At 63.5% G+C, this 24,340-nt stretch carries 18 protein-coding genes and 1 other RNA gene; 7 read left to right on the forward strand and 12 right to left on the reverse strand.

All coding sequences use genetic code 11. From position 1 onward, the window contains the following. The first annotated feature begins 42 nt into the window (after positions 1–42). A non-coding RNA gene (locus ABQZ00_RS01225) (sX9 sRNA) lies at positions 43–112 on the forward strand. Between the two features lie 15 nt (positions 113–127). After that, positions 128–1,048 (forward strand): right-handed parallel beta-helix repeat-containing protein, encoded by a 921-nt coding sequence (locus ABQZ00_RS01230; RefSeq protein WP_323537927.1) that lies wholly within the window; start codon positions 128–130, stop codon positions 1,046–1,048. Between the two features lie 145 nt (positions 1,049–1,193). On the opposite strand, the gene ABQZ00_RS01235 is transcribed toward ABQZ00_RS01230, so the two are convergent. The 7 genes from ABQZ00_RS01235 to ABQZ00_RS01265 form a co-directional block, all read right to left on the reverse strand. Continuing rightward, a complete protein-coding gene (locus ABQZ00_RS01235; RefSeq protein ID WP_323537810.1) occupies positions 1,194–2,546 on the reverse strand; it encodes a sensor histidine kinase in 1,353 nt (450 codons plus the stop codon). 8 nt (positions 2,547–2,554) lie between these two features. After that, positions 2,555–3,898, reverse strand: coding sequence for a sigma-54-dependent transcriptional regulator (locus tag ABQZ00_RS01240; RefSeq protein ID WP_323537809.1), 1,344 nt, complete (start codon positions 3,896–3,898; stop codon positions 2,555–2,557). A gap of 191 nt (positions 3,899–4,089) precedes the next feature. Further along, positions 4,090–4,560 (reverse strand): hypothetical protein, encoded by a 471-nt coding sequence (locus tag ABQZ00_RS01245; RefSeq protein ID WP_323537808.1) that lies wholly within the window; start codon positions 4,558–4,560, stop codon positions 4,090–4,092. Positions 4,561–4,680: 120 nt separating this feature from the next. Beyond that, a complete protein-coding gene (locus tag ABQZ00_RS01250) occupies positions 4,681–5,889 on the reverse strand; it encodes an ABC transporter permease (protein ID WP_115562936.1) in 1,209 nt (402 codons plus the stop codon). A 65-nt stretch (positions 5,890–5,954) separates the two neighbouring features. Beyond that, a complete protein-coding gene (locus ABQZ00_RS01255; RefSeq protein WP_323537807.1) occupies positions 5,955–7,259 on the reverse strand; it encodes an ABC transporter permease in 1,305 nt (434 codons plus the stop codon). Between the two features lie 11 nt (positions 7,260–7,270). Beyond that, positions 7,271–7,990, reverse strand: coding sequence for an ABC transporter ATP-binding protein (locus ABQZ00_RS01260; RefSeq protein WP_115513940.1), 720 nt, complete (start codon positions 7,988–7,990; stop codon positions 7,271–7,273). Positions 7,991–8,037: 47 nt separating this feature from the next. Further along, entirely contained in the window at positions 8,038–9,309 is a 1,272-nt protein-coding gene (locus ABQZ00_RS01265) for an efflux RND transporter periplasmic adaptor subunit (RefSeq protein ID WP_115513939.1), read from the reverse strand. 205 nt (positions 9,310–9,514) lie between these two features. Between ABQZ00_RS01265 and glmS the strand changes: the two genes are divergently transcribed. Continuing rightward, the gene (glmS, locus tag ABQZ00_RS01270; protein ID WP_323537806.1) at positions 9,515–11,344 is read left to right on the forward strand and encodes a glutamine--fructose-6-phosphate transaminase (isomerizing); all 1,830 of its coding nucleotides are present in this window, start codon (positions 9,515–9,517) and stop codon (positions 11,342–11,344) included. 48 nt (positions 11,345–11,392) lie between these two features. Here the strand turns inward: glmS and ABQZ00_RS01275 are convergent, their stop codons facing one another. Then, positions 11,393–13,894 carry a hypothetical protein gene (locus tag ABQZ00_RS01275; RefSeq protein ID WP_323537805.1) on the reverse strand — a complete coding sequence of 834 codons (2,502 nt, stop codon included), beginning with the start codon at positions 13,892–13,894 and terminating at the stop codon, positions 11,393–11,395. A gap of 643 nt (positions 13,895–14,537) precedes the next feature. On the opposite strand from ABQZ00_RS01275, the gene ABQZ00_RS01280 reads away from it, so the two are divergent. Both ABQZ00_RS01280 and ABQZ00_RS01285 read left to right on the forward strand, forming a co-directional pair. Next, positions 14,538–15,011: a hypothetical protein gene (locus ABQZ00_RS01280; protein WP_104615080.1), complete on the forward strand. Its 474-nt coding sequence runs from the start codon at positions 14,538–14,540 to the stop codon at positions 15,009–15,011. A gap of 234 nt (positions 15,012–15,245) precedes the next feature. Continuing rightward, complete coding sequence (locus ABQZ00_RS01285) at positions 15,246–16,391, forward strand: hypothetical protein (RefSeq protein WP_323537804.1); 1,146 nt, start codon at positions 15,246–15,248, stop codon at positions 16,389–16,391. A 101-nt stretch (positions 16,392–16,492) separates the two neighbouring features. Here the strand turns inward: ABQZ00_RS01285 and gloA are convergent, their stop codons facing one another. The 4 genes from gloA to ABQZ00_RS01305 form a co-directional block, all read right to left on the reverse strand. Then, positions 16,493–17,017, reverse strand: a complete 525-nt coding sequence (gloA, locus tag ABQZ00_RS01290; protein ID WP_323537803.1) for a lactoylglutathione lyase — start codon at positions 17,015–17,017, stop codon at positions 16,493–16,495. A 215-nt stretch (positions 17,018–17,232) separates the two neighbouring features. Then, positions 17,233–18,378 carry a copper resistance protein B gene (locus ABQZ00_RS01295; protein ID WP_503064261.1) on the reverse strand — a complete coding sequence of 382 codons (1,146 nt, stop codon included), beginning with the start codon at positions 18,376–18,378 and terminating at the stop codon, positions 17,233–17,235. A 125-nt stretch (positions 18,379–18,503) separates the two neighbouring features. Continuing rightward, positions 18,504–20,306 carry a copper resistance system multicopper oxidase gene (locus tag ABQZ00_RS01300; RefSeq protein ID WP_323537802.1) on the reverse strand — a complete coding sequence of 601 codons (1,803 nt, stop codon included), beginning with the start codon at positions 20,304–20,306 and terminating at the stop codon, positions 18,504–18,506. 225 nt (positions 20,307–20,531) lie between these two features. Beyond that, positions 20,532–20,927 carry a CopL family metal-binding regulatory protein gene (locus tag ABQZ00_RS01305; RefSeq protein ID WP_323537801.1) on the reverse strand — a complete coding sequence of 132 codons (396 nt, stop codon included), beginning with the start codon at positions 20,925–20,927 and terminating at the stop codon, positions 20,532–20,534. A gap of 132 nt (positions 20,928–21,059) precedes the next feature. On the opposite strand from ABQZ00_RS01305, the gene ABQZ00_RS01310 reads away from it, so the two are divergent. Beyond that, positions 21,060–22,163, forward strand: a complete 1,104-nt coding sequence (locus ABQZ00_RS01310; RefSeq protein ID WP_115528948.1) for a PLP-dependent cysteine synthase family protein — start codon at positions 21,060–21,062, stop codon at positions 22,161–22,163. 96 nt (positions 22,164–22,259) lie between these two features. Continuing rightward, positions 22,260–24,284: a M3 family metallopeptidase gene (locus ABQZ00_RS01315; protein WP_323537800.1), complete on the forward strand. Its 2,025-nt coding sequence runs from the start codon at positions 22,260–22,262 to the stop codon at positions 24,282–24,284. Positions 24,285–24,340 lie beyond the last annotated feature (56 nt).

Here is a 24,340-nt window from a genome sequence, read left to right on the forward strand (position 1 = left end):
GGCACAGCCGCGTGGCGGGCGAGGTCGTTCTTCGGAAGTGGCATGGACCAATCGCACATTGCCGTTCGCCGGCCGCATCCATCTGACGATTGCGCGCTACGTGTTGTTGGCTGCTCTTGGCGTGCTGATGCTGCAGCCGGGCATTGCAGCGGCGTCGAGCTATCGGCTGTATCTGGCGCCCGATGGCAACGATGCGGCGGCAGGCACCGAGCCTTCGACCGCATTGCGCAGTCTCGGTGCTGCGCAGCAACGCTTGGTCGAGCGACGGCCAGCAGCGGCGGTGGAGGTGGTGATCGCCTCGGGCACCTATCTTCAACAGTCGGTGCAATGGACCTTTGCTAACGGCGCGCCCATCCGGTTTATCGCCGCTCCCGGCGCTGCCACGCCGCCGCTCTTCGACGGACGCGGCGGCGCGACCTGGTTCGCCTTGAAAGGCGGTCGAAATGCACCGACGCGGCTGACCTTCGATGGGTTGAAGGTCAGCAATTACTGGATGGCGCTGGATCTGGGAAGCAGCAAGGCCAACGAAGACGGTAATAGCGGCAACACGATCCGCAACATGCAGTTCGCACGGATCGGTGGGCGCTATGGCCGCAGTGCCGAGGCCGCATATTCGTTTGCAGCGATCCGGCTGCAACAGTCGCGCGACAACCGCATCGAACACAATCGCTTTGAGTCGATCGAAAACGATACCGGCACCTCGGGCTTTATCCACGCGCTGTATCTGGCGCGGCACTCATCCGGCAACCGGATCGAGGGCAATACGTTTGTGGACGTCAACGGCGATGCAATACGCACGCGCGATGCGTCCGACCAGACCTATGTCGGCGGTAATCACTTTCTCAGGGCTGGCAAATACGCCGCGTTTTCCGACTGGTTCAAAGCCGATGGCGAGTGTCCCTCGCAGGGCGGCGAGTTTGTCGGCAATACCGTGGGCATCGGTTACTACCGTGCCATCGATGCGACACGTACCACCGGTGCAGACGATGCATGTGGCGCGCTTAAACGGCCGCGCATTGCAGAGCGTGGCACGCTGAAATCCGGTTGATGGCGCTGCACTCATAAAGCGATTACGCGCGTGTGTTTCAGTCACTGTCTGCGCGGCGGGAGCGGTCCTGCCGGCCCGGCAATCGATCAGGTAGCGGTGTCAGCTCACGCGTTCGAGCGGGCAACACGGTGTCGCGAGTGGATGCCTACGCAGCCGATGCCGAGGGCAGCAACAAGGTTACACACAGGCCGCCATGCTCGCGGTTGTGCAGCGAAATACGCCCGCCATGCGCTTCGGCAATCTCGCGGGTGAGCGCAAGCCCCAGCCCGGTTCCATTGCGTTTGGTCGAATAGAACGGCATCAGGGCATTGTGCAAGACCGCTTCGTTCATGCCATTGCCGCGGTCTAGCACTTCGATCCGCAGCCACTGCGATACACGTGTCACGCGCACCGCAACGTCGCTATTGGGCGGCTGCGCTTCGCTGCAGGCCTCATGTGCGTTCTTGAGCAGATTGAGCATGGCCTGTTCGATCTGCGCTGCATCGATACGGCTGCTGACATCGCTAAGGTCGCCTTGCACCTGGAACGGAATCTGTTGTCGCAGGCGTTCCAGAAATGGCGCCCAGGCGATGGTCTGCAACTGCGGCTGTGGCAGTTTGGCAAAGCGCGCATAGCCGCGAATAAAGCCTTCCAGATGACGCGCGCGTTCTTCGATGGTTTCGAAAACCGTGCCAAGGCGGTCGGTGCGCTCGCGCCGCAACAGCTCGGCGCCGGAATGCGCCAGCGAGGCGATCGGTGCGAGCGAGTTGTTCAATTCGTGGCTGATCACGCGGATGACCTTCTTCCAGGTCTGCACTTCCTGCCGACGCAATTCGGTGGTCAGGGTGCGGATCAGCAGTAACTCGTGGCCGCGGCCATTGAGGTGGAAGCTGCGCCGCGAGAGGTGGTAGATCTGCTCGTCGTCCTCGTCATCGCCGTCCTCGCGCACGGCGAACAGGCAGTCGCCGCCGCGTGCCAATGCGTCGCGTAGCTCGCCAGGCATGCGTTCGAGCACGTCGTCCAGATGCTGGCCTTCGAGTTTGCGTCCGCCGTAGAGCAGTTTGCGTGCCGCATTGTTGGAAAATCCGATGCGGCGCAGCCCATCGCCGCCGGCCACCACCAGCAGCATCGCGACAGGGGTGTTCTGCAGCATGGTGTCGAGCATCAATTCGCGCTGCACCAGATCGCGCCGTTGCGCGCGCAGCACGTCGCCGAGTTCGGCATGTGCCTGCACCAACTGCGCCAGTTCGTCGGTGCCGCGCCAATGCACGCCGAAGTTGTATTCGCCATCGCGGTAGCTGCTGGTGGTACCGGCCAGTGCGCGGAACAGCGAGCGCATCGGTGCGGTAGCGCGGTTGAGGCTGAACCACATTGCGGCCAGCAAAACGACGACCGAAATCGCAGCCACCTGCCAGCCGCGATCCAGCCAGTACGCCATGAACCACGGCAGCGCGGCCGCCAGTGCCAGCACCGGCAACAGCCGTAAAAACAGGGCGAACGTGAAGGAGCGATGCCGCATGCGGAGATTCATTCCGGTTTGATGCCGTAACGGTCCATGCGCCGGTACAGCGCCTGCCGGCTCAATCCCAATTCTGCGGCAGCCTGCGCGATCACGCCTTGCGCGCGTGCCAACGCCTGTTCGATGCGCGCGCGATCGGGCTCGCCGGCGACTGCCGCTACCGGCCGCGCCGCGGCGGCGCGTGGCAGGTTCAGATCGCTGGCTTCGATGCGCGCACCTTGCGCGAGCAGCGACGCACGTTGCAGCACGTTGCGCAGCTCGCGCACATTGCCCGGCCACGCGTGCCGTTGCAGCGCATCGCGCGCCTGTGCAGACAACGGCTTGCCGCCCGCCAGGAAATACTCGGCCAATGGCGCGATGTCGCCCGGACGTTCGGCCAGTGCGGGCAGCGCGATTTCCACGGTGTTGAGGCGGTAGTACAGATCCTCGCGGAAGCTGCCATCGCGGATCATCGACGGCAGGTCGGCATTGGTGGCGCTGATCACGCGCACTTTTGCATGCCGCTCGCGATTGGAACCCAGCCGCTCATAGCGCCCGGTTTCCAGTACGCGCAGCAGTTTCATCTGGCCCGCCAGCGGCAGGTTGCCGATTTCGTCCAGGAACAGCGTGCCGCCATCGGCCGCCTCGAACTTGCCTTCGCGCGCCTTGTTGGCACCGGTGTAGGCGCCGGCGTCGGCACCGAACAATTCCGCCTCGATCAAGTCGCCCGGCAGAGCGCCGCAATTGAGCGCGATGAAGGGGCCATGTTTGGTTGCCGAGTTGGCTTGGATGATCTCGGCAATCTTTTCCTTGCCGCTGCCGTTGGGGCCGGTGATCAGCACCGGCAGCTCCGAGCGTGCGACCTGACAGGCGAGCGCGATGGCCCGTTCGCTGGCGGGGTCGGCGAAGACCGCGCCGCGCAGATCGTAGCGCTGGGTCAGTTGCTCACGGCCGCGGTGCTCGCGTTCGCGGCGGTGCGCCAGTTCGCGGCGCGCCTCGGAGAGTTCGAGCAGATTGTTGACCGTGGTCAGCAGCTTGGTGTCGTCCCACGGTTTGGCGATGTAGTCGGCGGCGCCGGCCTTGACCAGGCCGACGGCGCTGCCCAGATGGGTCCAGGCGGTGAGCAGGATCACCGGCAGATCCGGATGACGCTGGCGGATCTGGGTAAACAGCGCCTCGCCTTCTTCACCGGAGGTGGTGTCGGCGGTGAAGTTCATGTCCTGGATCACCAGGTCGAACGCCTGCTCGTCCAGCAGGGCCAATCCGGCCTGCGGCGATGACGCATGCCGCGTTTCGATGTCGTGCAAGGAAAACAGCACCTCCAGCGCGGTGGCCACGGCGGTGTTGTCGTCGATGATCAGGATATGCGGCATTGCGCGCTCGAAAGGCGAAAGGTGTTGGGGAAGTACTTGCCACAGCATACGGCGCCAGCCGGTGTCGCCGCACACCGCGTGCCGCAAGCCGATGGCGATGGCAACGGACGTTGCGACGGGGCAGTGCGCCGGCATAGTTGGCGCTGGACGTGCGACAGGCTGGCGCGCGTGCCCCCGGCTGCAAGCGACGGCTACCGCAGCGCTTGTGGTGGTGTCGGTGGCGCGGGCGGCAATGGTGGCAGCAGCGATGCATACATCTGCGCGGTCCAGGTCAGGCTCAAGGGCACCTGCCCGCGTGCCACCTGGACCTGCACTGGACGGCCGGCGGCAGCGCGTAATGCGTGCAGCAGTTCTTCCACGGTGGCGATGCCGCGGCCATCGGCTGCGCGCAGGGTATCGCCCTTGCGCAGCTGCAGTACCAGCGTATCGCTGGCCTGCGTGACCAGCAGGCCGGCGGCTGTGGCGGTCAGCGCCAGCGTCTGTGCGTTGTGTTGCCAGTGCAGTTGATGATCGTCGATACGCAGTGCGGTGCGCTCAGTCACTTCGCTACGCGTCTGCGTTGTGGGGCGCACGGAGGTGCCACTGCCGGCATGCAGCGTGCCGCTCATCGTAGCGATGGCGAGTACAGCGGCGACGATACGGGGATGGACGATCGGACGCATAGGGAGAGAGTCCTTGGGAGGGAAGTATCGCGGTTTGTCGGCATGCGCAGCTGACCAGCGGCCGGCATCGCCGGGCGCCAGGGTGTGGTGATGGGTTTGAGGCAGCGTCCCATGGTGTGCTCAGGCGCTGCGCGTAGCGACTGCCGGCGGCACTAGCGCCGCGCGACGTGCGGGCCAGAACACGGCAATCTGGCCCAGCATCCACAGCGTGAGCGCGCCGATCGGCAGGTAGATCAACGGCAGGCGCGGCAATTCGTAGCGGGCCATCAACCACAGGTTGATCGAGTAAGCCATCAACATGCCGAGCACGATCCCGACCGAGGCCAACAGAAAATTCTCGATCTGGAAGTAGCGCAGGATCTGCCCACGCGTGGCACCGAGTGCACGGCGAATGCCGATCTGCTTGGTGCGCTGCTGCACCCAGAAACTGGCAAGACCGACGATGCCCAGTGCGGTGACGATCAGCAGGGCGATGCTCATGGTGACGAGCAGCCAGGACATGGAACGATCCTGGCGATAGAAGTCGCGACGCATCTCTTCCAGCGTCTTCTTCTCCTCGATGATGCGACTGTTGCTGTTCTTCTCCAGGATCGCGACCGCTTGACGCAGTACCTCCTGGCGTCGATCCGGATCGGTTCTCAGCAGGTAACGATGCCCATCGTTGTAGGAAATTTTGACTGGGGATAGCATCGAGTCGTCATAGGAAGCCTCTCCACCATAGTCGTTGACACGCGCGAAGTGCTCCACGATGCCGACGATCTTGCTTGGCGTGTCTTCGGTATAGATCGACTTACCCAATGCCGATTGCCCGGGAAACAATTTTTCCGCTGCGCTCTTGGTAATGATGACGCTGGGAATGGTGGCTTTCTCGTCATTGTTCCAGCTGAATTCTCCTTCGGTGAAACGCCGCCCCTGCACCAGCCGCAGGCCGAGCGTATCGAGCGTCTGGGAATCGCCATGGTAGGTATTGAGGTCAACGGTCGGGACCCGTTGATCCGCGGTCAGCTTGATACCGGTGACCCACATGCTATCGCCGAACGGGACCTGGCTGACCGAGGAGGCGAACTTCACCCCTGGAATAGCGCGCAGCGCAGCCAGGTCGGTTTCGGTCAATGCATTGGCGTTTTGATCTTCCCCGATGCCAGCGATGCTGATGCTGACGATTTCGTTTTCGGCCAGGCCGCTGGGGCGCTGTATGCGCTCTATTCGGTTGCCGATGAGGAACAGTGCGTTGGAAATGATGGCGCAGCTCAGTGCTATCTCAAGCACGATCAATGCGGCAGCCGTCTTGTGCCGTTGCAGCGTGGATAGGATGGGGCGGATTTCCATGAGCGTGTCCTTTCTGGTTGCTGGCTGCGGCCGACGCGACGAAGGTCGTATCGGCCGACAAGGCATCACTGAGACTTGAGTTGAATGGCAGGAGCGACCTGGCAGGCACGCCATGCCGGTAGCATTCCAGCCAGGATGCTGGCGAGCAGGGCCATCGCAAAGGTGCTCAGCAACATGGCTGGATCCAGATGCGCGAGATCGGCATAGCTGCTGGGCTGTTGTCGTACGCCCCAGAGCCCCAGGCTGGCCAGGCCGAGACCCAGCAGGCCGCCGGTCAACCCGATCGTCCCGGCTTCCACCAGCGCTTGCGCAAAGATGCTGCGTTTGGTCGCGCCAAGCGCTCTGCGCACACCGATCTCCCCGCTGCGCCGCAAAAATTTGGCCAGCATCAAACCAATGGTGTTGACCAGGCAGACCAGCAGAAACCCGAATGCCAGCCAGGTCTGCAGGCGGACATCGCTGGGCACCACTTTCTTGAAGTCCAGCCATTCCATCAGGCTACGCAGCTCTACATTGTTGGGTCGCTCGAAGCGACCGGCACGCCGTTGCAGATCGGAATAATTTTCCAGGTACTGGCGATAGGCGACGGCTTTCTGTGGACTGTCCAGCTGTACCCAATACTGGACCCAGGCACAGGGCTCATTAATCCCTTTTTCTTCCGTGCTGGACCCCGAGCTGTTACCCCAGCAGGAACGCGAGCCGGTCGTTGCGAACTTTTGCTCGACTGCTGTGCTGAATGGAATGAAGATCTGTTCGATTTTGGAGTACCTGCCGGTGTTGATGTCGTAGAACTTTGGGGTAGGACGCCAGTCCTTGAGGACACCGACGACGCGCAACGCGTTGCGATTCACGCGCACGGTTCGGCCCACGCTGTTTTCGCCGTGGAAGAGCTGCTTGTTCAGCGCTTCCGACAGCACTGCGACGCGTGCGCGGCTGCCGTCATCGCTGGTCGACCAGGCGCCGCCATACAGAAAGGGCACGTCGAACATCGGGAAAAAGTCGGTCGAGGTATAGCGCGCATCGATCGAAAATGGGCGTAGTGATGCATCGTCGGGTTCCAAAGCCACCTTTCCGCCGCTCATCATCGCCTGATGATCTGCGCGCTTCTCGCGGAGCAAGGCTTCTGCGTCGAACCGTGTGAACTGCTCGAGTGCTTCTTTACTCCGGTGATCGCGCGAGCGCGCATCCAATTGCGGGATGAAAATCGTCTGGCTCTTGCCGGGCAGCGGATCGCCGGACAGGATGTAGAACACGGTCAACGTGGTCATGCTGGCGCCGATGCCCAGCGCGATCGCCAGCACCATCAGCGCGGTGAGCACCTTGTTGCGACGGAAGCTGCGCAGCGCGAGATTGAAGTAATAGCCGAACATGGGGGCGGTCCTTATTCGGCCAGGCTTGCAGTGGCGGTGGGCGCGCGCATCAGGCTGGGATTGCGTTCCAGGTCAGTGGCCTGGCCGTCGACGATGTGCACGTTGCGCTGCGCGCGTGCGGCCAGTTCCGGGTCGTGGGTGACCATCACGATGGTGGTGCCCTGGCTGTTGATTTCTTCCAATAGCTCCATCACCCCGCGTGCCATCTGCGAGTCGAGGTTGCCGGTGGGTTCGTCGGCCAGCAGCAGGCGCGGGCTGCCGGCCAGCGCGCGTGCGATGGCGGCGCGCTGCTGCTGGCCGCCCGACAGTTCGGTGGGGTAATGCTTCAGGCGCGAACCCAGCCCGACCTTGGTCAAGGCGTCTTCGATGCGCTGCTTACGCTCGGACGCGGGCATGCCGCGATAGCGCAGCGGCACGTCGACGTTGTCGAACAGGTTGAGGTCGGGGATCAGATTGAAGCCCTGGAAGATGAAACCGATCTTCTGATTGCGCAGCCGCGAACGCGCGTCGTCGGAGAGATGGCTGACGTCTTCGCCATCCAGCAGATACTGCCCGCTGGTAAAGGTTTCCAGCAGTCCCGCCAGGTTGAGGAAGGTGGTCTTGCCCGAGCCGGACGGCCCGGTCACCGCGACGAATTCGCCTTCGCGCACATGCAGGTCCAGCGAGCGCAGCGCGTGCGTTTCCACCTGTTCGGTGCGGAAGACCTTGGAGACCGCTTGCATCTTGAGCATTGCCGATTCCTTTGCGAAAGAGAGTGCGACGAAGAGGATTGAATGAATCAGTGAACGGTGACGCGCGGCGCGTCGCCAAAATTGTCTGCACCGGACACCACCACGCGGTCGCCGACCTGCAGCCCGGACAACACCTGCACCTCGCCCAGGCTGCTGACACCCGTGCGCACGGGGCGGCGCACTGCGGTGTTGCCATCCATCACATAGGCGTAGCTGCCGCCGGATTGTTCGACAAACGGGCCGCGTTCGACCTTGAGCACATTGCGACGCGTGTCCATCACCACGCGCGCGCTCATGCGCTGACTCTGGCGCAGGCCCGGCGGCTGCTTGTCGGTAAAGCGGATGCGTGCGGTGACTTCGCCGTTGACCACTTCCGGCGACACCGCCGAAATGGCACCGGGGAAGGGTTCGCCGCTGCCGCTGGTGAGCTGGGCCGGCATGCCGATCGCCAGATCGCGCGCGAAGCTTTCCGGCACCTTGATCTCCACTTCAAACTTGGATAAATCCACCACGCCCAGAATCGGCGCGTTCGCCGCCACCTGGGTGTGTTGCACCGCCTGCACCTGGCCGACCTGGCCATCGAACGGCGACAGCAGCGTAAGTGCATCGACCTGGCGCTGCACCTCGGCCACCACTGCGCGTTGGCGGTCGGCCAGCAAACGTTTGTTGCGCGAATCCAGATCCGCACCCTGGCTCTTCAACGACGCATCCCGCTCGGCGTGCTGCAGGTCGATGTCGGTTTTCTTCAAGGTGTCCTGCGCCTTGGCCAGCTCCACCTGCGGCACCGCGCCGCCGTCGTAGCCGCGCTGATAGCGCTCCAGGTCGCGCGCGGCGGCCTGCTTGTCGATCTTGGCCTGGTCGGTGAGCTTGCTGGCGTTGGCACGGGCGAGCGTGGCGTCCAGCCCTGCGCGGCTGGACTCGGCTTCCAGTCCGGCCAGGGTGGCTTGTTCCTGCGCCAGCTTGCTGCGCAGTTCCGGGCTGTCGATGCGCGCCAGCTCCTGGCCCTGCTTGACCACATCGCCGGCCACCACGCTCAGCGTCACTGTGCCGGCCGAGATGGCGTACAGCACCGGGCTGTTGGCGGCGATCACCCGGCCGTCGGCGGCGATGTCGCGCACCAGATCGCCCTGGCTCACCGTGGCGATCCGCACCCGGCTGGCATCGAACGAACTGCTGCCCGCGCTCCACGCGCTGATCGCCCAACCGATACCGGCCAGCACCGCCACGGTGGCGACGCTGGGCCACAGCCAACGGCGCCATGGCGCGTGGTGGGCGGGGGTACGGAGAACCTGGTCCTGGGCAGAAGTGTCGCGAATCATGGTCGGCGTGCTCGGTGGCGTCACGCTGACAACGCAGGGCGCGTGCCAACTGCCAAGTGGCTGAAATAAAAGACATTCATCCCGGACGGGCGCGTGTCCGCAGTGTCCGCGGACACTTGCGCGGACACGCTGTCCGGGCACGGTCATGCAGTGGACAACAGCGGACACGCTAAAATGCCGGCCTTCTTCCTAAAGAGCTGTCCCTATGTGCGGCATTGTTGGAGCGATCGCCGGGCGCGATGTGGTCCCGGTCCTGATCGAAGGACTCAAGCGCCTGGAATACCGGGGCTACGATTCTTCCGGTATTGCGGTGCTCGATGGTGCGCAGGTGCGGCGGGTGCGGCGGACCGGGCGGGTGGTCGAGATGGCGCAGGCGGCGCAGGCCGAACAGTTCGGCGCAACGCTGGGCATCGGCCATACGCGCTGGGCCACCCACGGCGGCGTCACCGAAGCCAATGCGCACCCGCACATCAGTGCCGGCGTGGCGCTGGTGCATAACGGCATCATCGAAAACCACGAAGAGCAGCGCGAAAAGCTGCGTGCGCTCGGCTACAGCTTCGAGTCGCAGACCGACACCGAAGTCATCGCGCATCTGATCCATCACCATCTGGCCGACGCGGGCGATTTGCTCAGCGCGCTGCAGCGCACGGTCAAGGAACTCACCGGCGCCTACGCGCTGGCGGTGATGAGCCAGGCCGAGCCGGAGCGGTTTGTCTGCGCGCGCATGGGCTGCCCGTTGTTGATCGGCGTGGGCGAGGGCGAAAACTTCGTCGCCTCCGATGTCTCGGCCATCGTGCAGGCCACCCGTCAGGTGATCTTCCTGGAAGAAGGCGATACCGCCGACCTGCGTCGCGAGGGCGTGCGCATCTTCGATGCTAACGACGCGCCGGTCGAGCGCCCGCTGCATCTGTCCGATGTGTCGCTGGCATCGCTGGAGCTGGGGCCGTTCCGCCATTTCATGCAGAAGGAAATCCACGAGCAGCCGCGTGCGCTGGCCGACACCATCGAAGCGGCGATCGATGCGAAGGGCTTCCCGGCGTCGTTGTTCGGTGCCAACGCAGATGCGGTGTTGCGCGAGATCGAAGGCGTGCAGATCCTGGCCTGCGGCACCAGCTATTACGCCGGCATGACCGCGCGCTACTGGATCGAAGCCATCGCCGGGCTGCCGTGCAGCGTGGAGATCGCCAGCGAATACCGTTACCGCGCTGCGTACGCCAATCCCAAGCATCTGATCGTCACCATTTCGCAGTCGGGCGAAACGCTGGATACGATGGAAGCGCTGAAATACGCAAAATCGCTGGGCCATCTGCATACCCTGTCGATCTGCAACGTGCCCGAGAGCGCGATCCCGCGCGCCAGCGAACTGGTCTGCTACACACGCGCCGGTGCCGAAATCGGGGTGGCCTCGACCAAGGCCTTCACCACCCAGCTGGCGGTGCTGTTCCAGCTCACCATGGTGCTGGGCAAGCTGCAGGGTCGCATCAGCGAGGCTGAAGAAGCCGATTATTTGGAGCAGCTGCGCTTCCTGCCCGGCAGCGTGCAACACGCCTTGAATCTGGAACCGCAGATCATGGCCTGGGCCGAGCGCTTCTCACCGAAGGAAAATGCGCTGTTTCTCGGCCGCGGCCTGCATTACCCGATCGCGCTGGAAGGCGCGCTCAAGCTTAAAGAAATCTCGTATATCCACGCCGAAGCGTATCCGGCCGGCGAGTTGAAGCACGGCCCGCTGGCGCTGGTGGATGCAGCCATGCCGGTGGTGGTGATCGCACCGAACGACCGGCTGCTGGAAAAGGTCAAATCCAATATGCAGGAAGTGCGCGCACGCGGCGGCGAGCTGTTCGTGTTCGCCGACCAGGACAGCCACTTCAGCGAGTCCGAAGGCGTGCACGTGATCCGCACCCCGCGCCACGCCGGCGTGCTGTCGCCGGTGATCCACACCATCCCGGTGCAGCTGCTGGCGTATCACACCGCACTGGCACGCGGCACCGACGTGGACAAGCCGCGTAACCTGGCCAAGTCGGTGACGGTGGAGTAACGCCAGCGCTGCTTGCGTGCAGCGCCGGCGTCCATCCGGGAGTGCGCGCTAGCGGTTGAGTGCTGCGCAGGTGCTGGCGTCAGTGCTTGTGCAAAGCATGTTGCCGTTGCCAGGCCGGGGCTCATTGATCAAGCGCTGCGGTTCGCCTCCGCCCGCAGTGCGATTGGCGCGGATCAGCGAGTCTTTGACGTTTTCATTCTGAATTCGAAACGCCGGGACGATGTTGTTCTCCAGCAGCGAATTGCTCACCCGATCCCACAGCCCAACGCTGCCGCTCGCACCGGTGGCAAACCGGTTGTTGCGGATGATGGCGGTACTGAGAACGGAGCCGGTGTACGTGCGGTTCTGCAGATCTTCGCCTTGGCTGATCATCCGATTGCCGCCATGTACGGTAAACGTTGCGGTCGAGTCTTGCGACGACAATGGATTCGTCGTCGCCTCGGCGGTGACCTCATTGTTGAGCATTTGCGAATGCCAACCGGGTAGCAGCGCCTGGGCATCGGTGTAAAAACCGTTCGGCTGCACCAGGCTCCCGCCGAAGCGATTAAAACGGTTGTACGCATGGATCACATCAGCGGATGGATAAAAGTTGGTGACAGGGCCGGACCCGTTGTAATCGTTGTTGACGAACAGCATCCTGCCATTGGTCGTCACGATGCTCACATCCGATTGCTGATCAGGGGGGATCTGCCAGGCGCTGTCTAGGGTGACGGTGTTGCCGAGAGTCAGCGGGTTGCCTGTCAGGTAGCGCTGCTGTCCAGTGCCTTTTCCAGCAACGATCATCGCTGAGTTGCCGTCGGCATTGCAGCGGTACGGCAAATCGATGGCTTGCCTTGCCAATGTCAGTTGTTTCGCCGAGACCGCAGCAGCCTTCCCGAAGTAGTTTCCGGTGCCTTCGTCCATCGTGAGCTGCCACGGTGGGGGCTCGGCGTCGACTGGGTATTGATTGGCGTTGTTGGCGTAATACACATCCCGGCTTGGCGCGCTGAATTGCAGTTCCGACGGTGTACCGTAATAGGGCGCCCCTGCGGAAATGTTCCTGTTGTGGGTGATGAGCGCGTTCTGCGCGTCGTGGTTAAACGCCAGCGCCGTCTCGTGCCAACGCAAGGTATTGCCCTGCACTGTCACGCCATAAACATTGCTGTCCATGAAAATCGGTTTGCTACTGGTGATGTCGTTACCGGAGATCTGCAAGTTGGACGTATCCATGGCCTTGATGCCGGTCGTGTGCGGATCGGTTCTTGTCCGATCTGACGACTTGCCGAGTGTGATGATTGAGTCGCGTACGAACGGAATCGAATGCAGGTCCTCGACGGACATGTGTTCGAACAGGATTGCACTGCCTTCGCGCAGATTCGGCGCATTGATGGAGAGATCGCGTATGCCATACACGCCAGCGGCATAATTGATCGGGCGGCCACATTTAGGTTGTTTGGCCTGGTTGTAGGCAGTGGAGCCACCCTTGAAGATCACCGCCGGCGCATCCTTTCTGCCGACCACCTGCGGAAAGTTCAGCACGGTTGCCTGCTTGCCCGCACCTGCGATGACTGTGTGGTTGGGGATATTGTCGAAGCCTCGGCCGGACAAGGTGTAGCTGCCCGCAGGAATGGACACCACGCCACCCTTTGCATTGGCCGCGCAGGCGAATGCGGCCGCAAAGCTGGCGTCGTCCGAAGCGCCGTTGCCGATGGGCGGCGCAACATTGCATCGGGTTTGCGGCCAATTGGTTGCATACCCGATGTTGATACTGGTGATGGTAGTGCGCGGCGCCGTGCGATCCGGTCCGCTGCCGAAGTTTTGATAACGACTCCACGCGCTTGGGCCACCAGAGCCATTGTGTAGATACAGCTCATAATCGCCTTGCGGCACGTCGGCGGGAATGGCAAAACTCTGCACATACATGCCTTCCTTCGGATTGGAGAGATCTGCGCTCAGGATTCGCTGCACGCTTCCGTTTCTGACCAATGCGATCCGTACCGGTTGGCTCGATGCCGACATTCTGCCCAGTGCCGTGCCGAAGACGTTGAGTCTGCCGCCTGGAGACGCACCACCGCCGACGTTGCCTTGCACGAACCAGATATCCGGCGCATTCACCAGCGTTGTCGCACCGGTCCCGATGCCGGTGACGATCCGATACGCGTAGACGCCGCGCGCACGATCGGGCAGCTGAAACTTGAGTGATTGCTCGGTGGCCTGGCTCGGCACCACGTTGATCCAACCACTGTTGGTGCTGTCGGCGACATCCAATGGGCTGCCTACTGCGCCATCGTCGAGCCGGGTAAGGCGCACTGTGGCGGTTGGGTTGAGATTGCCGCCGCTCACGACAACCGTCTCGTTGCGATCGACCGGCTGCGATGCCCAGAACGTCATTGCGGTACCTGGCGGCACCTCGTCAGGCCGTGGATAAGCAAACGATGCAGGAGAAGCCGCGCCTCCCGTGCGCGCTTGGTTAGCGCCCAGATCAGGCCGTTGGGATGCGCTGCCATCAGTGCTGGCAAGGCAAAGCGTCACTGCGATAAAGGCCGTAAGTTTGGAGGTTTTTACACCCATGTCGGATCACTCCTGATGCGGAAGCGAAGGGCTTCCGGAACGTGCGACCACCACGCGATGCGTTGCGCAAGGATCGTGCAAGACGGTTCAACGGTTATTGCTGGATGACGACAGCGGTGCATCGCACACGCGCATGCGCCTGCTAAAACCGCAGAACCATGATGCTCAGTGGCGTGGGGCTCGCCGAGCAGCGGCCATCCTAGAGATGCGCAGCTGTTTGAATGCGAACAGATGTCACACAGTCGTGCTCGCTTGGTTTCAATGTCTCGCTGCGGGAGCCAAGTCACTCTTTGAGACATGTGAAGGCGATGTGGGGTGGTCGCCCGCTGCCGCATCGCGCTGCGGAATCGTTCGCTTCCCTCCGCCCTCGCGACGGAATCATTCTGCGATGCGATGCGATGCGATCGGCAAGCCAGCGATTGCGAGTGGAGCGTGCATCGCCGTGGTTGCGCCGTGGTCGCGAGGCGAAGACGTCTCTGCTGTTGCGAGTAGCGCGGGTCGATTCGCGCAATGACCATACTTGCCTGACGGCCGGCAGCAGCTTGATCAGCGATTTCTGGCGCTCGACCACAGCCTCTGCCAACGCTTTGGCCCAGGTTATGCATAAGCTCCTTGCGAGGGTCCACACCACGCAGGAGGACGTATGCACGAGTCTTTCAAACAGGGGGCGCCGGCCGAATTGTGGCAGGCGTTGGTGCGCGAGGCGGGGCAGCGGATCGCACGTCCGCTGGACGAGTCGCGCGAGCATTATCTGGTCTTCGTATTGCTGCGCTTTCAGCGCGATGCGCATCTGTTGTCGCGCACGCAGGCATTGGCGTGGTTGCACGCGCAGGAGCAGGTCGGCAGCGTGCGTGCCGATTTGTTGCGGGATGTGGGCGACGGCTGTCTGTTGATTGCCGGGCTGTTTCCCGGCCTGGCACAACGCCGCCGGGTCAGCGTGGACTACTTCATCGATCTCGGCCGCGGCGCCTATTCCGACGTCGCCGACACCCGCTGCAGCGATGCAAGCCTGTTCGCGCAACTGGCCGATAGTTATCGCGAGTTGGTCCGCATCCTTGCTGCGTTACGCACGCCACCCAATTGGCAACCTGGGGCGGGCGGGATCTTGCATGCCTGAGCAGTGAGTCTGGGCAGGGGTGGTCCCGACACACGCGTCGGGCCCGCCCCGACTGCGATTGCCCGCGTCCGCGCGCACACTATTCCGGCAGGCAGATCCGCCGGGTGAGTGCCATTACCTAACGATCAGTGCCCTGCAGTGTTGATCGTCGTAGCGTCGATACGCTGCGGCGCATCGTGCGCGCAGCATGGGGGACATGCTGCGCGTCGCAATCATCCAGAGGGACGTGGATTCATGAAGACGTGTATCGCGGCGGTGCTGTTGGCACTGCCTGGGCTTGCTGTTGCACAAGACCTGCCGCCGGGCTATGCCGGTGAGGGTGGAATGACGCTGCAGGAAATCGACCCTGCCATCTATGCGTATCACTACGACCACGGCTTCGTGGGCGAAGATGCGATGGGCTGGGATCCTGCACTGCAGTTCGCCTGGTCGCGCATCGCCGCTGCCGAGGTTTGCGCGCAGCAACCGCCATCGGATGCGGTGATCGCCAAGCTGGTGGAGCAGTACGGCAAGGATGCCGTGGTGCACCAGACCAACGGCATCGGTTTCCATGCAGCGCAGATGCGTGCTTCCAGTACGTTCTGTACTCCGACGCGTCATGCAGAAGCTGTCGCGGTAGTGCCCGCGTTTGCGGGCGGGGACTTTTCTACCGCAACCGCGTATGTCGCTGCTGCCGAGGCGGGGACGCTAGTGGTGGTGGCAGCAGACGGGCAATCCTCGTCACAGGCGCAGGCCGACGTAGCCGCGGTCGTTGCACCGTCGGCAGATTGGGCGTTGCTGCTGCCGTTACATGCCACCATGCGTGTCGGCTCGAACGGTCTGCCCAATGGCGATGAAATGCTGCGCGTGGTGCGCCGCGGGCATACCGGAGCGTTAGTGGGGTTGCAGATCGCGACCAGCTTGTTTGCACGCGGCGTTACTGTATCTGCCTTCAGCAAGGGTCAGCTGAAAGGCGAGAAGATGGAAGGTGTGGGCAATCCCGGTTATCAACTGCAGCGCGATGCGGTCAACGCGCATTTGAAGACCTACTTTACCGGGCATCCGGCAGCGCTGCCGGTGGATCGGTTCCCATTGCAGGTGCTGATGTCCGACTGGCTGCTGGTTTATCAGAGCCTGGCCGACACCAAATCGCCCTACGAATTACGCTACGCAGTGACGATCGGTGGGGAACGCACGGGCCTTCTCAAGCGCAAGGCGAGCCCAGTCAGTCTGGACTGTACGCCCACACCGCGCACCGCCTCGTTGGAAGAGTGGGAAGCCAACGATTACGCATTGGTCAAAGAGGCCGCACAAGCCTATAGCGACGAATGCGCAGCGAAATTCGCCGAGCAGTTGCCGCAGTGGTTCCCAGACAGAGCGACTGTGACTGCCTCCAACTGATCAGCACCAGACTTGAAGGCAACTGACCGACACGGCTGTCTGCACAACGGAATGCGTGAAGGTTGAAAAAATGCCCGGGTAACCCCGGGCATTTTTGTGCATTACGCCAGCGGTGTATTGGAAATGATCTCCACCCAATAGCCGTCCGGGTCCTTGATGAAAGCCAGGTGCTTCATGCGGCCCTCTTCCAGGCGTTTTTGGTACGGCACGTTGAGGCTGTCGAAGCGCGCGCAGGCGGCGTGGATGTCCGGTACCGAGACGCAAATGTGACCGAAGCCGCGTGGGTCGCTGTTTCCGTCGTGATAAACCGGGCCGTCCTGGGTTTCGGTGCCGTGGTTGTGGGTGAGTTCCAGCACGCCGGGGATGCCGGCCATCCATAGACGGCGAGCTGCGTCTTCGTCGGGAATCGCTGTGCCTTCTGGCAGCAGTGCGAGAAAGTACAGGCTGAACTCTGCTTCGGCGAAGTGGCGCGCATCCAGCAGGCGGAAGCCGAGTACACGCGTGTAAAAGTCCAGTGAGCGTTGCGCATCCTTGATGCGCAGCATGGTGTGGTTGAACACGAAACCGCTGGTTTCAGCGGGCGCGGTGCTGGCGCCGGGAACGTGTTGCAGATCGGTCAGAGGCATGTTGGGTTCCTTGTTGAAATCGGGGGCGCAGGTCAGTGCTGCAGTGGGGGCCGATGTTAGCGAGGCAATGATTGTCGGCGTGTCTGCATTGCGCGCGTCGGTGATCTGGCCGCCACGCGCTGTAGTCGATCATTACTTTATGTCTACTTTTGCCTGCGTACAGGCCGTGCGCATGGGCCGGAGCGTCCAGGTCCATGCGCACGGCTGTGACCATCTCAAAACCAGATGCGCACGCCGGCGATGAAGCGGCTGTCGCGTGCCGGTTCGTCATCCATCGTGGCGCGCTGGGCCCGGTTGCCGAAGCTGCGCTGATGGACCCAGCCGATGTAGGGCGCAAACCGGCGCGTGATTTCATAGCGGAGGCGCACACCCGCTTCGAGCTGCTCCAGTCCGCTGTCGATGCCGCGCTGCGTATCCTCGCTCAGTGCGATGTTTGCTTCCACACGCGGCTGCAGGATCAGGCGGTTGGTGAGCAGCACGTCGTATTCGCCTTCCAGGCGCAGGGCCGCGCGACCTTGGCTGCCCACGAAGAGAGTAGCCTCGGTTTCGAACTTGTACGGCGCCAGGCCTTGCACGCCGAATGCTGCCCAACTGCGATGGTCGGTGCCGATGTCCTGACGCACGCCCACCAGGACATCCCACCAGGGCGAGATAGCATGGCCGTAGAACGCTTCGACCGACGCATCTTGCGTGCGCCCCTGTTGTCGCTCGCCTTCGCTGCGTAGCCAGAGCCGGTTGATGTCTCCACCGATCCACGCGCGCGCCTCCCATTCCTGGCCGCTGCCGCGATTGCTGTCGAAGGCCTCCATTCGATCGAGCAACACGTACCGGTTGACTCCCGTGCCATGCATCGCGTGGCTGTGCAGGGGTACGAAGGCCGCTGCGATGTCTTCGGCAGTCGGCGCTGGAATCGGCTCGCGTGGCAGTGCGGTGCTGTGGATGGATGCATGCGTTTGCATCGGCACGTTTGTAGGTGCGTCGTGATGCATCTGCGCATGGTCCATAGGTGTGTGATCCATCGGCGTCTGCTGCGCGGGGGATTCATTCATGGAAGCGTGATTCATCGCCGCGTGATCCATGGAGCCATGCTCCATGCCCGCGTGCGACATGTGGCTGTGATCGGCAGGCGGTTTTGATGCGGATTCCTGCGTGTCGGCATGCTGCAGCGCCGGTACATCTGTGTGTGCTGCATGCTGTGCAGCGTCGTGGTTAGCAGCCTCTGCAGGCGATGGCGCCTGACCGACGTGCTGCATGTGCGCGTGGGCCATCTCCATGGCAGGCAGCGTGTGCTGTGCAGTTGCCGACTCCGCATCCGACGCTGTCACCGTGTGCGAATCGGCATCGTCAGCTTCGGCCGTCATCTGCATTGCATGCACATGCGGGTCGTGCGCGGTGTCGTTGCTCGGCGCATCCACATGCTCCTGTGCGGCCAACGATGCACTGAACAACCACGTGCTCACGAACAGTGGGCGTAGACGTAACGCGCTCATGCGTCCACCCGCACTTCGCGCATCATGCCCGCTTCCATGTGGTAGAGCAGATGGCAGTGGTAGGCCCAGCGGCCGAGCGCATCCGCGCGCACGCGGTAGGTGCGGCGTGTGCCGGGCGGCATGTCGATGGTGTGCTTGCGCACCTGGAAATTGCCGTTGGCATCTTCCAGGTCGCTCCACATGCCGTGCAGGTGAATCGGGTGCTGCATCATGGTGTCGTTGACCAGCACGATGCGCAGCCGCTCGCCGTAGCGCAGCCGCAGTGGGTCGGCCGAGGCGAAGGCGATACCGTCGAAGGACCAAGCGAATTTTTCCATGTGGCCGGTCAGATGCAGCTCGATCTCGCGACCAGGCGCGCGGCCATCCGGGTCGTCGAACAGGCTGTGCAGATCGCCGTAACACAGCACGCGGCGGCCGTTATCGCGCAGGCCTATGCCGGGGTCGTCCAGTCGCGGTGCAGTGGCATTGCTGCGCATGTCGATCAACGGATTGCCAGTTTCGCTGGCGGGGTGGTGCGGTGCTTTGTTCGATGCGCTGTCCGGGGTGTGCGCATGCTGGGCCGGCATCGGCATCGCATGTCCGGCATGCATGTCGCCCTGACTGGCATCGTCAGCATGCATGGAGTGATCGGCATGCCTCATGCCATCGCCATGCCCCATGTCCTGCATGGTCAGGATCGCGCGTGGGTCCAGTGCGGGAATCGGTGCCTGCAGGCCATGCCGCACTGCCAGCGTGCCGCAGGCAAATCCGGTGCGGCCCATGTCCTGCGCAAACAACGTAAACGCGTCCTGGCCGGTCGGCTCGATGAGCACATCGAAGGTTTCGGCCGCGGCAATCCGCAGCTCGTCCACGCTGACCGGATGCACGTATTGGCCGTCGGCGGCGACCACGGTCATGCGCAGGCCGGGGATGCGGATGTCGAAGTAGGTCATCGAGGAGCCATTGATGAAACGCAGCAGCACCTTTTCGCCGGGGGTGAACAAGCCTGTCCAGTTGCCGGCCGGCGCCACGCCGTTGAGCAGATAGGTGTAGGTGTTGGCGTTGACGTCCGACAGGTCGGTGGGTGTCATGCGCATGCGCCCCCACATGCCGCGGTCGGCCAGTGTCGCGCGCAAGCCGTCTTCGCGCGCATCGCGCACAAAATCGCCCACCGTGCGTTGCGCGTAATTGTCGTGGCTGGGCATCTGTTTCAAACGGCGGAACAGCGCCGCCGGGTCCAGGTCGGTCCAGTCCGACAACAGCACCACATGTTCGCGATCGTGGCGGTACGGCGGCGGTGTCAGCGGGTCGATGACGATGGCGCCATACAGACCAGCCTGCTCCTGGAACATCGAGTGGCTGTGGTACCAGTAGGTGCCGGATTGGCGCAGCGCGAAGCGGTAGTGATATTCCTGGCCCGGCGCGATGCCATCGAAGCTCATGCCCGGCACGCCGTCCATGTTGGCGGGCAGCAGCAGGCCATGCCAATGCACCGAGGTGGGCTGGTCGGTCAGCGCATTACGCACACGCACGCTCACCGTGTCGCCCTCGCGCCAGCGCAGCGTTGGCGCAGGCAGACTCTGATTGACGGTGATGGCAGGGCGCGTGCGCCCGGTGAAATTGACCGGCAGCCGGCCGATCTGCAGCGACTGGCTGCTGCCGCGCAGGACCGGCGTGGAGACCGCGACGGCCGCACGCGCATCGGTGCGCCACAGCCCGGCGCCTGCGGCAAGCCCGCCCAGGGCCAGGCCCTGCACAAAACGGCGCCGGCTGATGGCGGGCGTGGATGTTGGATCGAACACAGGGGAATCGGAAGACATGTCACCTCCGGCGCGTCTGCAACAGCAGGCAGACGCAGCGCATCGCTGGGAAATCCCGCGCGCGAGTACGCGGGGCGAAGCATGCGTGGAATGGCCGATGGACGCGGTGCGCGATCGTCAGATCAGGCGGACGACGCACGTATCGTCGAAGCGTTCGCGCAGCCCCTGCCGATGCTGAGCAGCGGCGACGCAGCGCTGATGAAGCGCGTCGTGTCGTATCGGCCGTTAGCCGATGGGAGGTCGAACCGGTTGTTCGTGTGCCGGGCTGGCACGGCCTTCGTCCAGGGCGGCAGCCACCGCGGAATGGCCGAGCAGCCCTGCCGGGACCGTAGGCAGGGTCAGCAAGGCCAGGCTGCCGTGTTGCAGGCAGTCACAGGTGCCCAGCTTGCAGCAGTCGCTTGCGTGCGCGTGTTGGGTCTTGTCGGGCAACGGCGCCGTATCGGGCGCTGGCATGGCGTCATGGCAAGGCATTGCTGCTGCCATACGCGCCTGCATCGCGTGCGTTGCCACCTGCGGCCTGGCCATGTCCGGCATCGCCATGCCTACCGACGCCCACGCGCCGGTGGCCGTATTGGCGACTAGGCACAGGCATAACAGCAGGCGGAACAGGCAACGCAGCACGGGCGGTCGGGGCTGGCAAAGGACGCTGCGAGCATACCACCGGCCCGCAACTGTCCGCCCGATGACTGCCCGCCCCGGGTGCGCGCCTGGCGGCGGTAGAATCGGCGTCTCTTTCGCATCACGTCCGTGCCCATGTCGCAGCGCCAGTGGGTGGCCGCCGCCATCCAGAAGATCGAGGCCGATTTCAATCGTTCGGCCGACACCCATTTGATTCCGATGGACCTGCCGGGCTATCCGGGCATCGACCTGTACTTCAAGGACGAGTCCAGCCACCCCACCGGCAGCCTCAAGCACCGCTTGGCGCGCTCGCTGTTTTTGTATGCGCTGACCAATGGCTGGCTGCGTGCAGGGCGCCCGGTGATCGAGGCCTCCAGCGGGTCGACTGCAATTTCCGAAGCCTATTTCGCGCGCTTGCTGGGGGTGCCCTTCATCGCGGTGATGCCGGCCTCGACCTCGCCGGAGAAGATCGCCGCGATCGAATTCCAGGGCGGCCGCTGCCATCTGGTGGAGCGTGCCTGCGATCTGGACAGCGCCTCGCACCAGCTCGCGCGCGAGACCGGTGGGCACTTCATGGACCAGTTCACCTACGCCGAGCGCGCTACCGACTGGCGCGCCAACAACAACATCGCCGAATCGATCTTCAAACAGCTGGCCGAAGAACCGCATCCCATCCCCGACTGGATCGTCTGCAGTCCCGGCACCGGCGGCACCAGCGCCACCTTGGGGCGCTATGTGCGCTATCGCCGTCATCACACCCGCATCCTGTGCGTGGACCCGGAAGTGTCGGTGTTCTTCGACGGCTATTGCCGCGCGGTGGACGGGCAGTGCCCCAAGGAGCTGGCGATCACCGGCGGCTCGCGCATCGAAGGCATCGGCCGGCCGCGGGTGGAATCGAGCTTCATCGCCAGCTGCGTGGATGAAATGATCAAGGTGCCCGATGCCTTGAGCCTGGCCGCGATGCGCCACGTCAGCGCCACCTTGGGCCGTCGCGTGGGCGGTTCCACCGGTACCAACTTCATCGGCGTGCTGCACGCCGCGCAGCGGATGCGCGAGGAAGGCCGTCAGGGCTCCATCGTCAGCATCCTGTGCGATGCCGGCGAGCGTTACGCGCACAGTTACTACAACCCGGCCTGGTATGTGGAACGCGCGATCGATGTCACCGACAGCGATGCGGCCATTGCCGGCGCGGTCAACGGCGGCGCATTGCCGCAGCTGCCTTGTGCTGCGCTGGAATGATCGCCATATCGGGAGCCTGCTGACGCGCGCCGCGTGTCGGCAGGTGTCACCAGACATCTTCGTCATCCCTGATCCAGTCCACCGCCGGAGCGCCTCATGACCAACCCGCTGCTCGACCTGTCCGGACTGCCGTCCTTCGATGCCATTCTTCCTGCGCACGTGAGCCCGGCGATCGACCAACTGCTGGCCGAGGCGGAAGCGGCGGTGAAGGCGGCCGAGCAGGTCAGCCCGGTGAGCTGGAACAGCTTCGTGGTGCCGCTGGACGATGCCACCGAGCGGTTGTGGCGCGCGTGGGGCCAGGTCGGCCACCTGCAGGCGGTGATGAACACGCCCGAGCTACGCGAGGCCTACAACAGCAATCTGCCCAAGGTGAGCCGCTTCGGCAGCGCGCTGGGCCAGAACCTGGCGTTGTACGCGCAGTACAAGGCGCTGGCGCAATCGCCGGAAGCGGCCGATTACGACGCCGCACGCCACAAGGTGCTGGACAACGCGCTACGCGATTTCCGTCTCGGCGGCGCCGAGCTGGACGACGAGGCCAAGGCGCGCTTTGCGCAGATCCAGGAAGAGCTGTCCGCGTTGGCGGCCAAGTTTTCGCAGAACGTGCTCGACGCCACCGACGCATGGTCGTACGTGACCGAAGACGACACCCAGTTGTCCGGCCTGCCGGCCGAAGTGATCGCCGCCGCCCGCGCTGCCGCCGAGAAAGATGGCGTGCCGGGCTGGAAGTTCACCTTGCAGATGCCGTGCTATCTGCCGGTGCAAAGCGATGCCGACAGTCGCGACCTGCGCGCGCTGCTGTATCGCGCCAACGCCGAGCGCGCGTCCGAATTCGGCGATGCCGCGCTGGACAACAGCGCCAATATCGATCGCATTCTCGCTCTGCGCGCGGAGCTGGCGCAGCTGCTCGGGTTTGCCGGGTATGCCGACTATTCGGTGGCCACCAAGATGGCGCAAAGCCCGGATGAAGTGATGGGGTTCCTGCGCGACCTGGCGGTGCGCGCCAAGCCGTATGCGCAACGCGATCGCGCCGAACTCGAAGCCTTTGCGCGCGACGAACTTGGCCTGGACGACCTGCAGGCCTGGGACCTGGCCTACGTCAGCGAAAAGCTCAAGCAAGCGCGCTACAGTTTCTCCGAGCAGGAAGTGAAGCAGTATTTCACCGAGCCGAAAGTGCTGGCCGGCTTGTTCGACGTGATCCACAGTTTGTACGGCCTGCGCGTCAAGCCTGACAGTGCGCCGGTCTGGCATCCGGATGTGCGTTTTTACCGGCTCGAAGATGCGCAAGGCGCGTTGGTCGGCCAGTTCTATCTGGATCTGTACGCGCGCGAAGGCAAGCGCGGTGGCGCGTGGATGGACGATTGCCGCAACCGCCGCGAGACCGCCAATGGCGTGCAGACGCCGCTGGTGTATCTGGTGTGCAACTTCGGCCGTGGCAGCGGCGATGCACCGGCCACCTTCCGTCATGGCGAAGTCACCACGCTATTCCATGAAATGGGCCATGGCCTGCATCAGCTGCTCACGCGGATCGGCGAGCTGGGTGTGGCCGGGATCAACGGCGTGGAATGGGATGCGGTGGAATTGCCCAGCCAGTTCATGGAGAACTTCTGTTGGGAATGGGAGCGCGTACAGGCGATGACAGCGCACGTGCAGACTGGCGAGCCGCTGCCGCGCAATCTGTTCGACCGGCTGCTGGCCGCGCGCAATTTCCAGAGCGGCATGTTCACCGTGCGGCAGCTGGAATTCGCGTTGTTCGACATGCAATTGCACAGCAGTTTCGACCCGGCTCAGGACAGCGTGCTGCAGCTGATCGAGCGCGTGCGCGATGAGGTCGCCGTCAATCGCCCGCCGGCGTGGAATCGCTTCCCGCATCAGTTCAGCCACATCTTTGCCGGCGGCTACGCGGCTGGTTACTACAGCTACAAATGGGCCGAAGTGCTCAGCGCCGACGCCTACGCCGCGTTCGAAGAAGCACCCGAGCAGGTGGCCGAGACCGGTGCGCGCTTCCGCTTTGAGGTGCTGTCGCGTGGCGGAAGCCGTAGCGCTGCCGACAACTTCCGCGCCTTCCGTGGTCGCGCGCCCAGCATCGATGCGCTGCTGCGGCATAACGGCATGGCGGGCTGAGCGGGCCAGTCGTGCGCCTGCCATCGCTGGCAGGCGCTGCGTTCGCAAGGCAAGCG

The sequence above is a fragment of the Xanthomonas sp. WHRI 10204 genome (assembly GCF_040202875.1).
In the GTDB taxonomy this organism is placed as follows: Bacteria; Pseudomonadota; Gammaproteobacteria; order Xanthomonadales; family Xanthomonadaceae; genus Xanthomonas.

Excerpts from the sequence above, each read along its gene's own strand:
- glmS (WP_323537806.1), top strand. The coding sequence starts at position 9,515 with ATGTGCGGCATTGTTGGAGCGATCGCCGGGCGCGATGTGGTCCCGGTC.
- ABQZ00_RS01280 (WP_104615080.1), top strand. The coding sequence starts at position 14,538 with ATGCACGAGTCTTTCAAACAGGGGGCGCCGGCCGAATTGTGGCAGGCG.
- ABQZ00_RS01315 (WP_323537800.1), top strand. The coding sequence starts at position 22,260 with ATGACCAACCCGCTGCTCGACCTGTCCGGACTGCCGTCCTTCGATGCC.
- ABQZ00_RS01265 (WP_115513939.1), bottom strand. The coding sequence starts at position 9,309 with ATGATTCGCGACACTTCTGCCCAGGACCAGGTTCTCCGTACCCCCGCC.
- ABQZ00_RS01310 (WP_115528948.1), top strand. The coding sequence starts at position 21,060 with ATGTCGCAGCGCCAGTGGGTGGCCGCCGCCATCCAGAAGATCGAGGCC.
- ABQZ00_RS01235 (WP_323537810.1), bottom strand. The coding sequence starts at position 2,546 with ATGCGGCATCGCTCCTTCACGTTCGCCCTGTTTTTACGGCTGTTGCCG.
- gloA (WP_323537803.1), bottom strand. The coding sequence starts at position 17,017 with ATGCCTCTGACCGATCTGCAACACGTTCCCGGCGCCAGCACCGCGCCC.
- ABQZ00_RS01295 (WP_503064261.1), bottom strand. The coding sequence starts at position 18,378 with ATGACGGCCGAAGCTGACGATGCCGATTCGCACACGGTGACAGCGTCG.
- ABQZ00_RS01260 (WP_115513940.1), bottom strand. The coding sequence starts at position 7,990 with ATGCTCAAGATGCAAGCGGTCTCCAAGGTCTTCCGCACCGAACAGGTG.
- ABQZ00_RS01230 (WP_323537927.1), top strand. The coding sequence starts at position 128 with ATGCTGCAGCCGGGCATTGCAGCGGCGTCGAGCTATCGGCTGTATCTG.
- ABQZ00_RS01240 (WP_323537809.1), bottom strand. The coding sequence starts at position 3,898 with ATGCCGCATATCCTGATCATCGACGACAACACCGCCGTGGCCACCGCG.
- ABQZ00_RS01245 (WP_323537808.1), bottom strand. The coding sequence starts at position 4,560 with ATGCGTCCGATCGTCCATCCCCGTATCGTCGCCGCTGTACTCGCCATC.
- ABQZ00_RS01250 (WP_115562936.1), bottom strand. The coding sequence starts at position 5,889 with ATGGAAATCCGCCCCATCCTATCCACGCTGCAACGGCACAAGACGGCT.
- ABQZ00_RS01285 (WP_323537804.1), top strand. The coding sequence starts at position 15,246 with ATGAAGACGTGTATCGCGGCGGTGCTGTTGGCACTGCCTGGGCTTGCT.
- ABQZ00_RS01255 (WP_323537807.1), bottom strand. The coding sequence starts at position 7,259 with ATGTTCGGCTATTACTTCAATCTCGCGCTGCGCAGCTTCCGTCGCAAC.
- ABQZ00_RS01275 (WP_323537805.1), bottom strand. The coding sequence starts at position 13,894 with ATGGGTGTAAAAACCTCCAAACTTACGGCCTTTATCGCAGTGACGCTT.
- ABQZ00_RS01300 (WP_323537802.1), bottom strand. The coding sequence starts at position 20,306 with ATGTCTTCCGATTCCCCTGTGTTCGATCCAACATCCACGCCCGCCATC.